This window comes from Nitrososphaera viennensis EN76 (genome assembly GCF_000698785.1).
Classification (GTDB): domain Archaea; phylum Thermoproteota; class Nitrososphaeria; order Nitrososphaerales; family Nitrososphaeraceae; genus Nitrososphaera; species Nitrososphaera viennensis.
On sequence record NZ_CP007536.1, the window covers coordinates 1,332,458 to 1,345,517 of the forward strand.

The 13,060-nt window shown below is 48.4% G+C and carries 14 protein-coding genes; 8 read left to right on the forward strand and 6 right to left on the reverse strand.

Going from position 1 to position 13,060, the window contains the following annotated elements; translation table 11 throughout:
* The first annotated feature begins 187 nt into the window (after positions 1 to 187).
* Entirely contained in the window at positions 188 to 712 is a 525-nt protein-coding gene (locus tag NVIE_RS07620; protein WP_075054731.1) for a hypothetical protein, read from the forward strand.
* Between the two features lie 46 nt (positions 713 to 758).
* Positions 759 to 1,334: a hypothetical protein gene (locus tag NVIE_RS07625; protein WP_144239571.1), complete on the forward strand. Its 576-nt coding sequence runs from the start codon at positions 759 to 761 to the stop codon at positions 1,332 to 1,334.
* A gap of 632 nt (positions 1,335 to 1,966) precedes the next feature.
* On the opposite strand, the gene NVIE_RS07635 is transcribed toward NVIE_RS07625, so the two are convergent.
* On the reverse strand, positions 1,967 to 2,296 hold the full coding sequence (locus NVIE_RS07635; protein WP_144239572.1) for a hypothetical protein: 330 nt from the start codon (positions 2,294 to 2,296) through the stop codon (positions 1,967 to 1,969).
* A 142-nt stretch (positions 2,297 to 2,438) separates the two neighbouring features.
* Between NVIE_RS07635 and NVIE_RS07640 the strand changes: the two genes are divergently transcribed.
* Complete coding sequence (locus NVIE_RS07640) at positions 2,439 to 2,768, forward strand: hypothetical protein (protein ID WP_144239573.1); 330 nt, start codon at positions 2,439 to 2,441, stop codon at positions 2,766 to 2,768.
* Positions 2,769 to 3,236: 468 nt separating this feature from the next.
* Here NVIE_RS07640 and NVIE_RS07645 read toward each other — a convergent pair whose 3' ends face one another.
* Both NVIE_RS07645 and NVIE_RS16080 read right to left on the reverse strand, forming a co-directional pair.
* Entirely contained in the window at positions 3,237 to 4,079 is an 843-nt protein-coding gene (locus tag NVIE_RS07645; RefSeq protein WP_075054736.1) for a hypothetical protein, read from the reverse strand.
* 1,096 nt (positions 4,080 to 5,175) lie between these two features.
* Positions 5,176 to 5,304, reverse strand: a complete 129-nt coding sequence (locus tag NVIE_RS16080) for a hypothetical protein (RefSeq protein WP_258914086.1) — start codon at positions 5,302 to 5,304, stop codon at positions 5,176 to 5,178.
* Positions 5,305 to 5,472: 168 nt separating this feature from the next.
* Here NVIE_RS16080 and NVIE_RS07650 point away from each other — a divergent pair, with 168 nt between their 5' ends.
* Complete coding sequence (locus tag NVIE_RS07650) at positions 5,473 to 6,132, forward strand: hypothetical protein (protein ID WP_075054737.1); 660 nt, start codon at positions 5,473 to 5,475, stop codon at positions 6,130 to 6,132.
* 161 nt (positions 6,133 to 6,293) lie between these two features.
* Here the strand turns inward: NVIE_RS07650 and NVIE_RS14810 are convergent, their stop codons facing one another.
* On the reverse strand, positions 6,294 to 6,983 hold the full coding sequence (locus NVIE_RS14810; RefSeq protein WP_144239574.1) for a hypothetical protein: 690 nt from the start codon (positions 6,981 to 6,983) through the stop codon (positions 6,294 to 6,296).
* 159 nt (positions 6,984 to 7,142) lie between these two features.
* Between NVIE_RS14810 and NVIE_RS07665 the strand changes: the two genes are divergently transcribed.
* Together NVIE_RS07665 and NVIE_RS07670 are read left to right on the forward strand one after the other, a co-directional pair.
* The gene (locus tag NVIE_RS07665) at positions 7,143 to 7,967 is read left to right on the forward strand and encodes a hypothetical protein (RefSeq protein WP_158435141.1); all 825 of its coding nucleotides are present in this window, start codon (positions 7,143 to 7,145) and stop codon (positions 7,965 to 7,967) included.
* Between the two features lie 199 nt (positions 7,968 to 8,166).
* Entirely contained in the window at positions 8,167 to 8,541 is a 375-nt protein-coding gene (locus tag NVIE_RS07670) for a putative quinol monooxygenase (RefSeq protein ID WP_075054741.1), read from the forward strand.
* Positions 8,542 to 8,641: 100 nt separating this feature from the next.
* Here the strand turns inward: NVIE_RS07670 and NVIE_RS07675 are convergent, their stop codons facing one another.
* Complete coding sequence (locus NVIE_RS07675; RefSeq protein WP_075054742.1) at positions 8,642 to 10,843, reverse strand: elongation factor EF-2; 2,202 nt, start codon at positions 10,841 to 10,843, stop codon at positions 8,642 to 8,644.
* A gap of 98 nt (positions 10,844 to 10,941) precedes the next feature.
* Here NVIE_RS07675 and NVIE_RS07680 point away from each other — a divergent pair, with 98 nt between their 5' ends.
* Positions 10,942 to 11,775 carry a menaquinone biosynthesis family protein gene (locus NVIE_RS07680; protein WP_075054743.1) on the forward strand — a complete coding sequence of 278 codons (834 nt, stop codon included), beginning with the start codon at positions 10,942 to 10,944 and terminating at the stop codon, positions 11,773 to 11,775.
* A gap of 33 nt (positions 11,776 to 11,808) precedes the next feature.
* A complete protein-coding gene (locus tag NVIE_RS07685) occupies positions 11,809 to 12,120 on the forward strand; it encodes a hypothetical protein (protein WP_075054744.1) in 312 nt (103 codons plus the stop codon).
* Between the two features lie 40 nt (positions 12,121 to 12,160).
* Here the strand turns inward: NVIE_RS07685 and NVIE_RS07690 are convergent, their stop codons facing one another.
* Complete coding sequence (locus NVIE_RS07690) at positions 12,161 to 13,039, reverse strand: fumarylacetoacetate hydrolase family protein (RefSeq protein WP_075054745.1); 879 nt, start codon at positions 13,037 to 13,039, stop codon at positions 12,161 to 12,163.
* Positions 13,040 to 13,060: the final 21 nt, after the last annotated feature.

Below are 13,060 nucleotides of genomic sequence, written 5' to 3' on the forward strand. Positions count from 1 at the left end.
AAGTACGACTTGTCTATAGCGGGGGGCTCCACATGCCTTAAAAATCATCAGAATTGATCGATGTCGATTAGACGGAATGGAAGAAATTCGAAAAAAAACAAACAACAAAATTTCACAACCGTCCAACAATCTGCTGGTCCTCCTAAGAAAAGGCTGGAGCATCAGAAGGTTATGGATTCTCTCCATCGTGGGAATAGCCGGACTGGGGCTGGACGCCGCCTTTCATACGCTTAGCACGGGTACGCCGCTGGCAATTATTTTCGACGGCGCGGACTTTTCAACAGGCGAAATGGTCCTGACGACATCGCCCGAAATCGCTACGCTCTCGTGGACCGGCCACATTACGTTCCTCACAGCGTTCACGATGCTGGGTGTACTGCCAAGGCTTTTCTTTGAAAAGTCTGCACCGGCAAGAGCTGATGGCCGCAGATGGGTCATGCTGAGAAAAGGCCGCAGCATAAAGCAAATGTGGCTCATAGCCGCGATTGGCGTGGCCGGACTGGCGCTTGACGTGTCGTTCCACTGGCTGCAGGATGGCGATCCATCAAAAGTGCTACTGAACGGATTTGAAGATCCAAATCCATTCATTGCAGGGCTTGCATTGAGCGCTCATATCATGTTCATAGGCGCGTTTGCGTTGTTGATGTTCCTGCCAAAGATACTCTTTGCCGAAAAAGACCCGATGACGACAGCAGTTCCTTCTTCCAGGTAAGCGGAGGAAGGATATACACACACATACACGCTCTCTTTCAGGCATCATGAGAACCAAAAGGTTGCAAAAGGTTGTAGTCAACACTACAATCACCTTTTTTGTCATAGCGATGGTAGCAGTAGCAGCAGTTCCGGCGCCGCAGAAGGAGCACACTGCCTACGCGCACACTGTCGGGACAGGAAGCTCGATTAGGAATATTGACAACTATCAGATCGCATTTCAATCGATCCCGACATCTGCCAGTGCAGGCCAGAATACGTCATTGCACTTCAGCATCCTAGAGAACAATGCTTACGTAAACAATGCACACGTAGCATTGCAGATAAAGGAAAAAGAGTCTGGCAAGATTGTCGAGCAGGTGCCCTACAAGCTCTATGAATTTAGCGACATCACGATACCCTACACGTTTCAAAATAACACAGATTACGAGATAAAGCTGCTAGCACGAATGAGCGATGACGGTGGAAACCAAAAATACCTGACCAACCCAATGGTAGTCGACTTTGACATCCCTGTCAGGCAGACAACAATAGTTCCAATAAACGACTTCATCATTACAGCAGTACCTTTCGCAGCGGCGCTGGCGGGCGGCATAGTCTTCATGCTCAAGAGGGCGAGGTGAAGGAATCTCAGCCACATATTTTTTCTCCTTTCCGATAAAAGAATGAGAGCGTTGACGAAATAAAAAACTAGAATCCCATGATTCTTTACGATTGTTGTTGTTGCTGGCCATGCATGGCATCAGCGCGCTTTTGCATTTCTTCTGGAGACACGTCTTTCTTGTGCGTGTTGCGATCCACTAGTAATTCCCAAAGGGATCTTGCAGCTTTTACCTGAGTGGGTTTTGCCTGCTAAACTCGAGTATCATTCCGCGCCTGTCGTCGTACTTGATGTTGCAAGCCTCTTCCAGAGTCATGGGGATATGGGAAACATCAATTTTGCATAGCGGACATGAATCAACAATGCCCCTCATGTTGAGGCATGTACAGGACCAATTGCAATTATCACAAAGTTCCAAGATGATGTCGGGAAAGGTTTCTCCGCTAATCCTTTGTTGACTAGTGTTGATATCCTCATACGGCATTATAAGGCTCTCAGGCGATTCTTGCGTTTTTTCTTCCCTCCCTGTCCAGGCTTGTGCGGGTCGCAAATATAATAGTAGCATTATTGTGGATCTGTTGCGTGCAATAGCCGCTGCTGCGAGAGTTCCATAGTTTTTAGAATTATTGCCACACACACTCGCAAGGTCTGAAATCACCTTAGCGTTTCCATATCAGACGGCTCCAGGACAGACTGTAGCATGTACAGCATCTTTTTGATATATCTCTGCTTTGAGGGGATTTCAATTAATTTTTGCTGGTAAAAGTCAATCAAATGGGAAATAAAGCATTTCATCTCCTCCTTGCTTTCTGGCAGATTAGTGAGTATCGCCGAATACCAGTACTCCACCAGGGCATCTTCGCCATATCTTTTTTCCAGCTCGACAAGAGATGCAAAATTGGAATGGCATTTTCTGCACAAGCCGCCATGGGCGTCTGCATAGGATCGCGTTGCAAAATGACCGCACCTTGTTTTGCAGAGCATCGCAGGAATTACGAGGCAAAATAGAAATATAAATGATAATCAAAATATGCAGAATTTACGCCATAATCAGAAACAGTTCGCGCGAATTATTTGCACGCATAATCAAGACTCTTTTTAATTATGACGCGCCTATAATGAGCAGGTGGTAGGGACAGAGATGTCCAATGTAGACTATAATGTGGAATCGGGACAAGGCTATCAAGAAGGCGCCTCAAAGTTCAAGCCCATAAAGGTCGAAATGAGGGTTTCAAACGTGAACAAGGATCAGGTCAGCTACTGGATAAACGAAATTGCGAATCAATATGCCGATCTAGTCGTGACAAATGTCAGCACTGGAAGCGACAAGATATCTTTTGAGATAGGCTCGCCCAGCATGAGTGACCTGACTGCCGAAGACATCAAGTTCAGGATAGAAGAATACCTGACCATGAACGTGCCTCCTTTTGAGCTCAAAGAGTTAAAGGTGCAGTAGCAACAGCAAACGCGCCATTCCCTTTTTACTGACAGGGAGTGAGAAACAAGAAAGAATGTTGCCGCTGCGCGTAATGCCTTTACGAAAAAATAAAGAAAAGAAAGAGTTACCTTACTACTCGTTAGCTTCTGTTACGGGCTACTAACATCTGTACTTCCTTGAACATGCAAGGCTGGAGTTTTGGATCATGAATCCTGCATACCGCAAAGTGCCATGCTGTCTCCAGTGCAAGGTAAGTAAAGACGAAGCCCATTATTGGATACGCCAGATTTTCCAACATAGGGAACTAAATGCCTGTAGACGCATATAAGATTATCTGAGCAAAAAATAAACATATGATAAGAATAGTTATGGAAAATCTCATATTTGTTAAGCTAGACGCGCAAGACGGGCAAATAGATTCTCGTATGTAAACAGGCAACGTGGCAGCCGCCATTTGGGTTGATTCAAGTATCCCGGGCTTGATCGTCATGGAAGAGGGTCGATCTCCCTGATAGACAGTTTTTCGTAGACGACCGTGCCCTCCTCGTTTCTCAGATACACCGACAGAAAGGGCTTTTTGCTTATGCACGAGGGAAGCACCAAACTCCTGGTGAGTCTGGTGGCAGGGTCTACGCCAGAGCTGCACGAGTCGCATCCGACGCCCCAGTTATCTCCGGTGTCGGTAAAGGAAGTGACCATTGTCCACGGAGACCCGTCGGCCGAGTTCTTGTTTCCAAGCCACAGTTCCACCGTCGTCTGCGTGTTTGCGGCATTGTTCCGTATGATATACTTGAACGACACCGGCACGTTCTTTGGAAACGTGCTTCCAAGCGGGAACTTCTCCGAATTGTGCGCTGGCGCATAGCCTTTGTCTAGGTGGTGCGCTGTCTCTTTTTCAAAAGACCATATGCCGTCATAGAGAAAGACTGCGCCATACCCCCTGTTGTCGTTGAGCAACTCGTCTTCGTCATAATCTATGCCATGGTTTGTGCGGCAGTACACCTGGATGTACGAGTCCTTTGCAGGGCCAAATTCGCTTATCCTTGTGAGAACGCCCGTTATCTCCAAGTTCTCGTCCCATTCTCTTTTGTGATCCGGGGACACCACATAGATGCGCACATAGTGGCCGGTGGCCGTGAGCCTGCCGGAGCCGTTTATCGCGTACGTGCCCTCTCCGTGTGAGAGGTCAAGCCAGGGGTCGTCCGGGTCTATTCCGGAGGCAAGTGTGCGCGCATGGCCATTGTCGAACATGGAATGCCACTCCATCCCGCCTGCTTTGGTGGGGTTTAGTCTTGCAAGGCCAAAGGGGTCTTTTGCTTCCTTGAGCATGCCATCGTTTACACATACAATATACACTCTGGCGAGTAGTAAAGGCTCGTGTCCGTTTTGTACTTGTCCCGTGCAGGATTTTGCCATCTTTCAGAGTCGTCATGCTGTCCTTTGTACTAACAGGAATGCCGCCTTATGCCCCATGCCATAGTCGTGGCAATAGCCGCATCTTTCGAGACATCACAAAACGTTCCTGTGATCATTTTCGCAGATCCATTCCCCTTTCCAGTTGCCAAACCAATCGATCTTTGTATTGTTCTTCTTGACTTCTCTGCTTCCGCAGACCTTGCAGGGAGGAAAAGCCCGGACGTTGTCAATGGAAGATGGCACAGGTGTGGAAACCCATGTCATGCATATTAATTTGCCATCTTGCTAGCTGACGTTCTGTATGACAGGGTGCATCATTGGTAACTTGCCGGCTTGTGGAAAAAATCGGCAAATCCGATCCTTGATCCCAAAGCGAGACTGCATAATGGTTAAGAATTCTGTTCACAGAATTGGACTTTGTGCCAAAGATATGCCCAAAATGTCTGGGTAGCGGTCTTGACATGGCAAGGTCAGGCACTGGAGAGATAGTTCCAGCCATGCATATCTCAAAATGCATGGTATGTAATGGAAAAGGGTGGCTGTCTGATGACTCTAACGCAACATGGATTTCTGACTAGCGTTTTGAATCATCGTTATCCGCTTTTTTGCCAGCCTAAAAAAGCGGCACAAACTTGTGCACAAAAGGATAGGTGCACTGCTCAACGGATGAAGCATTGTTAAATAGAGAAAAAAATACCATATCATCATCGACATGAAAAAATGATTATGCGTGCAAGTAGATCATCATGAGAAAATAGGCGGAGTAATTCAGGAAGCTCAAAAGGACGGCTGGAATCTCCACACCTACAGTACTGCAGCCTTGGCGAACCACTTTATCAACCATTATCTCCTGTTTGTAAAGGAAGAAGGATGATGATGACGGGCTGATCCAGGCCAGACGACACAAGTGCCTAGACAAAAACGAGCGTGCAGGAGGCGCGTCAGTTCTTCAAGTCAAAAAAAGCAGCGAGTTTACGCGTGGAAGGGAGAATTGCTGAAGAGTGGGCCGCTAGCCATCGTCAAATCCTTTGTTGCGCGCCGCGACTTCTTGCTTTTCATTTTTCACATGCTCTTCTAGCAATTCTATAGTGTCAAACACCATCCCACATTCCTTGCAACGCGGGACATCTGAAGACATATCAGAAATATCACCAACATCATGTTTTAAGACTTGTTCGGAGAGTATCGAAGTACAAGGATCTTCTTTTTTCCTCCTCTGGCCAGATCAAGATGATGGCAGCATTTTCATTGCGGGTTTCCTTCTAGTTTGGATATTTACTTATAAGACGCAAACAATTATTGCTAGTTGGTTCAGGTGCAGCACCGCATAGCGGCTGAAAGCACTGCAGCACTTGTCGTCTTGGCACTAATTATTCTGGCATTCACATCATTTCCATCTTTTGCGCTTTTGGCGCCAGCATATGCATGCGAGGTCCTCTACAGTCCGCCGCTTGAGAGGCTGGAAGGAGCAGACGCGGTATTCGCCGGCACAGTCACAGAGATTCAAGGGTTCGCTATAGAAGGCTCGCCCAATCAGCACATAGTATTCTTTAAAGTCAACCGATACTGGAAAAGCCCTGACGGAAAGGACTATGAAAAGCTGGTTGTGCTCCAACCAATCGGAGAAGGCAGTTGCGGCTATGCGTTTGAAGAAAACAAAAGGTATCTAGTGTATGCCTCGCATCGCCCGCTTTATGATAATGCGCTATTTACAGGACTTGGATTAGCACAGACAATGGAGGATGCCCAAGAAGATCTAAGCCTTTTGGGTGAAGGGTCTGTGCCCACCAGACAATTAAGCGTGGAAGAACAAATTGACGGAATATCGTTTCAACTGATGCCTAGTGGACGAACAGAAGATGCAATTGGCAGGTTGCTATTGATCATTGGCGCAGGCGGGGCAATAGCTGGCGCGGCTGCCTTCTTTACCCTAATGAAACTAAGAAAAGAGAGGACCAAAGAGTGAAAGCAGAAAAGCCGGGCATTATATTGGTGTGGCTGGTACTTTTACATTTTCTGTGATGTTGCAGGTCTTGTCGTTTGAATAATTTGAGTGACAAACCATTCTTCGCAGAGGTTCGACGTGCAATTTAAGGAAGAAACCTTGAAAGGCCGGGATGTATGTTTTTAGTCCTTCACATAGATGTACGTGTAAAGACCAATGCCAGTATAACCCTGAGTACGGTCGTCCCTTCTTTCTGTCGTTATTACAATGATATGCTTCCCCAAGCTGGCGGTATCATCCGCCCTTACGAATGCGGTGAAATTACCAGTGATTGCTTTTGATGCCAGATACTCGTCTAAAACGCTTGATACTGCAGCAGTGCGGAAAGACTCTTTATCCAGCCGAGCAATGATGCCCTTGTCCAAAACAGGGCTTGGCCATCCTTCTGCCCTTACGCGCCAAGTCATTTCTACAGTATTCTTGTTTCCATAGCAAATAGGAATGGCTATCTCATCGCCTCTTCTCTTGACTATCGCAGGATGTTCTGGATTACCTGGAACTTTAGTAAGGCCTGATGCAGAAGTTCCACAAATCTCCACTCCAATTCCGACGTTTGCAGGATCTTGATAGACAAAGATGCCCGTCTCGTTTATTTTCAAAGGAGGGTATGAAGCAGAGGATGAGGCAGTTGATGTAGCATTTGGAGTAACATCTGCAATCTTGATTGGAGTGTCATTGAACTGCGCAGTTCCAGTATTAGTGTCACTGTTGTTGTTTGATAAAGGAAAGGTTGTTGTTGCAAAGAAGATAACAATTGCAATGCCTGCCGCAATCAAAACTACTATTATGAGCAGGAAATTCGACTTTTGCAATTACCAATAAGATGTAAAGGTCGTATATATCAAGCCGCAAGTTCCCTGCAAAGTTATGTCGCAAGTAATCCCCATCCTGCAGAAGTTAGTAGTCTATTACATAATATCTTTATAGTGAACCTTTCTTTTTAAGAAAACAAATTGAAGTTATTCCAGCTAGTGGACACCCCAAAACATCAAAAGGACTTTGACATTAACCAACATGGGAGGTGGTACACATGGTCTCAAGAAATCCGCCCGTTTCTTCGGTCCTGGAATCAATATGTAAAGACAATTGAAAAACCAAAACTAAAAAGCTTGAACGAAGCGAAACCTTATGTCTATACTTATTCGCAGAATCTGTCAAAAATTAAAGAGCCCCAACTCTGCAAAGAATTGGCATCCATTGCTACTGCATTAAATAACTTACCAGTCGACGATAGAATACTATTCTTTACAGGATTATTGCAGGATTTAGACGGAGTCGGTCTTCATTTCCTATTCGCTTCCTTAAGGGAGGCATTGGTTCAAATTCGTAAAGACCCATTGTCCGGGTTATATTCTCCGTTAGATCCTAGAGGAAGCAAAGATTTTCCTCTTCACTGTGATTTGTACGTTCCAAAGATTTTATTTAATGTGTACGAGGATGTTCCCACTGATTCGTCAGGCGCATCTATTTTCATGTCAACACAAGCCCTAAAGAAAATCCTTTCAAATATTAGATACCTCTCAATCAAGAACCAAAATGCCATTCTTCACTCTCTCAGTAAAGAGTCCCGGAGAGATCGCTATGATAGGTTTTACGACCTACTGCATGGAAGACACGTTTGGAAAGATCAATTAGAAGAGGAGATGCAAAAACATCAACAGAGAATAAAATTAGACGCAGGTCAGGGCTACATGTTGCATGACAGGTTATGGTTGCATGGACGTGAAAAAGTAATAGGCAAGATTCCAAGGAATAGATTGCACCGGCTAGTCTTCAACAACAAGAGCGTTAATTAAGCAAATTCCGGATTATCATAAGCCATCATCAACTATTCTTGAATAAGCAAAAGCATGCAGATCGGCCTTGAGATTTTGTTTGCCGGTACGTGCCACATTTCGACGGACCATAACGTAAAACATTACGTGGTGAGCGGCACAAAATCACGTTCAAAAAGGGGCTTTCTTTTTATCGACACAAGGAGGAAGAATAGATGGTATGGAGAGCAGCCAGATTCATTTTAGAGCGGAATTTACCATAGAAGAGGGGAAAATAGAAGAATACAAGGAGCTGATACAGGAAATGAGTAGAGTGGTGGAAGCCAGCGAGCCAGATACAATCGATTACCAGTTTTATCTTGATAGAGACGATAAAACAAAGTGTATTGTACACGAAACATACGCAAACTCAGAGGCGGTACTTGCTCGCAACAATGACGTTGCTTCGCAAACAATACTTCCAAAGATTTCCAAGGTTGCGAGAATAAGTAGATTTGATGTCTACGGCAACCCTGACGAAGAACTGCAAAAGGTGCTAGCAAGTTTTAGCCCAACTCCACAGATTTACAATCTGATTACTGGATCCAGTCGTTGATAACTTCTTCCCACTAGCTTGTTGTGGTAGATGTCCAAGGCTACTCATCATCACTTACGTTATGCGTACAGATCCATGAGGGAAAAGGGGGATCGTGTTTTTACTCCTTGTCGATGAACTCGTCAGGTCCAGGCGGCTCTGGGTTGAGGCCCTTTCTCTTCCTAGTGTCTGCTACCAAGTTCCTAAATATCGAGTTCGGGACTGGCGCCCACGTCTTGAAGAACGTTGTCCACATTGCTTTTCCTGCGGTTCCGCCCCTCATGACCTCTGACAAGTCGAACGTCTCGGATGCCGGCACCTCACCCTGTATGATGGCAATGATGCCCTTCTGCTCGACGTTGAGGAGCTTGCCGCGCTTGCCTGACAGCACGCTTGCGACAATGCCTATCTGCTCCTGCGGGCACTTGATCTCTATGCCAAGTATCGGCTCAAGCAGGACAGGATCAGCAATCAGCATGGAGCCAAGCATCGCCCTCCTCGTGGCCGGCATCAGCTGCGCAAGGCCCCTGTGCGCCGGGTCCTCGTGCGGGACAAAGTGGTGCAGGACGAATTTCACGCCCCTCACCTGCTCCTTTGCTATCGGGCCGTTCTTTATCACGTCGTCAAAGCCAGAGCGGATAGAGTCCATAGACTCCTGTATGAACTGGACACCCTTGGTTTCGTCCACCATCATGTTGCCGGACGAGTCGATCGCAACAACGCTCCTTGACTCGTCTGTGCCCCATCCCTTTTCCCTCAGGATCTTGGCCATCTCCTTCTTGTCCATGTCTTCCTTCAGTTTCCCCGTCCTGATGAGGTCGACAATGTCCTCTGGCAACGGCTCGACGCGCATGAATATCTTGTTGTGCTTGTTTGGAGACTTGCTCATTATGGGGCCGGCCTTTGCGCGGATTGTCTCGCGGTAGTTGATCAAGGGCTGAGTCGTGACGATGTCAAGGCCCATTTCCTGCAGGAGAGACGTCGCGATTTCAAGGTGCAGGACACCCATTCCTGCCATCAGGGTCTCGCCGGATTCCTCGTTTATCTTGACTATTAGGTTCGGGTCCTCCACGGTTATCCTGCGCAGGCCTTCTACCAGCTTGGGCAGGTCCTTGGGGTGCTTTGGCTCGACTGCGATAGTGACGACAGGCTCTGACACGTACTTGATCGACTCAAAGGCGGTCGCGGTCTTGACAGTAGATATTGACTCGCCGGAAACTGCATAGTCGAGGCCAAGCAGCGCCGGGATGTTGCCTGCCGGGAGCACGCTCACAACTTCGCGCGTGTTGCCCATGTAGATGTTCACGGACTGCACCTTGCCGGGCCTCTTGGCGTCTATCAGATAGATTTCGTCGCCGTCCTTTATCGTGCCAGAGTAAAGCCTGCCTGTGGCGACCCTGCCTGCCTGCGGGTCGACGTTGATGGTCGTGACCATCATCATCGCCGGCCCTTTTTCATCGCAGTTCAAAAGCGCCTGGCCGATCTCAGAGTTGAGGTCGCCCGGCCAGATTTTTGGAATACGATATTTCTGCGCCACATGGGGCGGCGGGTGGTGCTCTACTACCATTCCCAAGACCGCGTCGTGCAACGGCGATTTCTCTGCCAGCGCCTTTATCTTGTCGGTACCTTCAGCCGTGTATGCCTCGTAGACGTCCTTGAACCCGACGCCCAGCTTTTGCGCCATCTTGAAGTTAAAGCCCCAGCGGTCCTTGGCAGATCCAAAGGCGACGCTGTTGCCCTGTATCGAAACCTTCCACTTTTCCTTGTATTCCGGCTCGGCATAGAGGTCAACGAGCCTGTTGAAATCTGCAATGATGTTTGAAAGCCATTTTTGCATGGCCGGCCCGTCCAGCCTCAGCTCCTTCACAAGCCTGTCTATCTTGTTGATGTAAAGGACTGGCCTGACGCGCTCTTCGAGTGCCTGCCTTGTGACGGTCTCCGTCTGGGTCATGATGCCCTCGACCGAGTCAGAGACAACGACCACGCCGTCGATCGCGCGCAGCGCCCTTGTGACCCTGCCCGTAAAGTCAATGTGGCCGGGCGTGTCTATCATGTTGATGACGTAATCCTTGCCCTCGTTTTCATAGAGAAGCGTCACGTTTGCGCCCCTGATGGTCATCTGCCTGTTCTGCTCCAGCTTCATGGAGTCAAGAGCAAGGGCCTGGCCGGCCACCGAAGGCGCTATGATGCCGGATGCGGCAAGAAGGCTGTCTGACATGGTCGTCTTGCCGTGGTCGACGTGTGCAATGACACCGAAATTGCGTATCTGATCCTTATTACCGATGATTCTCAGGATTTCCTGAGTTGACTTGAACTTTGGCATACACTCAATTTTCAAAAATTTTGTTCGGGGACTATAAATGTTGCCTATATTTTTCACTGATATTGATTTAATAGTGGCGCAGGGTGTTTGCATGAGGGATGGAAATAACGCTCGGCCACACCCCTGACGCCGACGACGCGTTCATGTTCTACGGCTTTGCATGCGGCGGGGTAGGGTCCATCAGGTTTACGATAAAGCACGTCATCCAGGACATCGAGACTTTGAACAAGAGGGCGCTGGCGCACGAGCTGGACGTGACGGCAGTGTCGGCGCACGCCTACGCTTACCTCAAGGATTATGTCATCCTGCGCGGGGGCGGCAGCTTTGGGCTGAAATACGGGCCGGTGGTAATTGCAAGAAAGGACAAGGGCATGACTCTTGAGAGGCTGCAAGGCGCCACGATAGCAATACCGGGCAGGATGACTTCTGCCAACCTTTTGTTGAAACTTGCCTTGGGCAGGTTCAAGGAGAAAGAGATGTCGTTTGAGACAATACCGCGGGCAGTCCTGGCCGGGGAAGTGGACGCAGGGCTTGTCATACACGAAGCGCAGATAACCTACGACAAGGGCAAGTTTGCAGGGATAATGGAGCTGGGCCAGTGGTGGGACTCGCAAACGGGCGGCCTTCCCGTCCCGCTTGGCATAAACGTGGCAAGCACAAGGACTATGGACCGCGGCCGGTTGAAGGAATTCAGCGACCTTTTTGTAAAATCAATAGAGTACGGCCTTGACAACATCGATGCTTCTGTAGATTACGCAATGCAGTATTCCCGGGGCCAGCCAAAGGAGACCATAAAGAAATTTGTGCTCATGTACGTGAACGAGATAACACGCGACATGGGACCGGAAGGCAAAAAGGCGATTGAAAAGATGTTTTTAATGGCCCGCGAACGGCGGATTTTAGAATCTGACGTCAAGGTAGATGTCATCTAGAGATCTTTTATACGGCAACCACGCAACTGCCTTGTGCACGGCGAAGGCGACGATTCAGAGCAGGCGATAATAAGAGACTACAAGGACAGCCTTGTACAGTGCCTTGCCCCGGCCGCCATAACAACTTGGATCGAAAAAATAGTCGACACGGCCAATGCGTTATGTGGCAGCGGCTCTGTTGCAATCAAGTACAAGAAGGGAGAGGGCTATTTGGGCGAAATAGTGGTTCCTACCAAGAAAGATGCGGAATGCTTGTCAAAGGCAATAAATATGCACGCTCTTGCCGCGCCCGAGCTTGTCAGGGACATACTGATGGCGTACAAGGCAAAACTGCTTCTGACATAGAAGCAGTTTTTGCACGCCGCAACAACAACAGCCAAGGGCCCTAGTAAAAGGTCACGCGGTTTTTTATCCTGCCCAGCTTTTCAATTTCCACTTCGACCACGTCGCCATGTTGCAGGTACTTTACATGCGACGACAGTGAAAGCACGGTGCCGCTTGGCGTGCCAGTAGATATAATATCGCCCGGCTCTAATGTCATCACCTTGCTCAGGCTGTGTATTATCCTGTCTATTTTCAGGACAAGATTTTTTGTGGACGAGTCCTGCCGCACCTCGCCGTTTACTCGCGTTGTAAGGCGCAAGTCGCACGGGTCTGCGATCTCATCCCTAGTCGTGAGCCAAGGCCCGCAAGGCCCAAACGTGTCAAAGCCCTTGGCTCTGGTGTACTGCTTGTCGATGAACTGGACATCCCTTGCAGATATGTCGTTTATTACAAAATAGCCTGCCACGCATCCAAGAGCCGCCTCTTCTGATACGTTTCTGCATTCTTTGCCAATCACCACGGCAAGCTCACCCTCGTAATCCAGCTGGGTGACAGATTTTGGGCAGGCTATATCGTCAGCAGGCCCGCACAGGCTTGTCCGGGGCTTTAGGTAGATAACAGGGTCCTTGGGCGGGCTCTTGCCAAAGCGCACCCAGCTTGCCTGGTCCGAATAGTTGAAGGCAAGGCAGATTATCTTGAATGTCCGTCTTATAGGCGGGAGCAGACGGAACTCGTCCGGCTTGTGCACGTACGAGATTTTTTTTCCAGCCATCATCACTTTCTGGGCATAATCGCCAAACACGAAATCCTCAAGGGTCGTAGGGAGCTTGACGCCTGCCTGCCTTTCCACTTCGTCCCGCGTGGCCATGTTGCCGTCGCCCTCCGGGCTGACTAGCGCGTAGGTTTCACGACCACCTTTGGATATCCTTGCAATCTTCATGTATGCGTGCAGCCCAGCCCA

Bases quoted from the DNA above. Each gene is read 5' to 3' on its own strand.
- NVIE_RS07625 (WP_144239571.1), top strand. From the start codon at position 759: ATGAGAACCAAAAGGTTGCAAAAGGTTGTAGTCAACACTACAATCACC.
- NVIE_RS07635 (WP_144239572.1), bottom strand. From the start codon at position 2,296: ATGCTCTGCAAAACAAGGTGCGGTCATTTTGCAACGCGATCCTATGCA.
- NVIE_RS07645 (WP_075054736.1), bottom strand. From the start codon at position 4,079: ATGCTCAAGGAAGCAAAAGACCCCTTTGGCCTTGCAAGACTAAACCCC.
- NVIE_RS16080 (WP_258914086.1), bottom strand. From the start codon at position 5,304: ATGTCTTCAGATGTCCCGCGTTGCAAGGAATGTGGGATGGTGTTTGAC.
- NVIE_RS07670 (WP_075054741.1), top strand. From the start codon at position 8,167: ATGGAGAGCAGCCAGATTCATTTTAGAGCGGAATTTACCATAGAAGAG.
- NVIE_RS07675 (WP_075054742.1), bottom strand. From the start codon at position 10,843: ATGCCAAAGTTCAAGTCAACTCAGGAAATCCTGAGAATCATCGGTAAT.
- NVIE_RS07680 (WP_075054743.1), top strand. From the start codon at position 10,942: ATGGAAATAACGCTCGGCCACACCCCTGACGCCGACGACGCGTTCATG.
- NVIE_RS07690 (WP_075054745.1), bottom strand. From the start codon at position 13,039: ATGAAGATTGCAAGGATATCCAAAGGTGGTCGTGAAACCTACGCGCTA.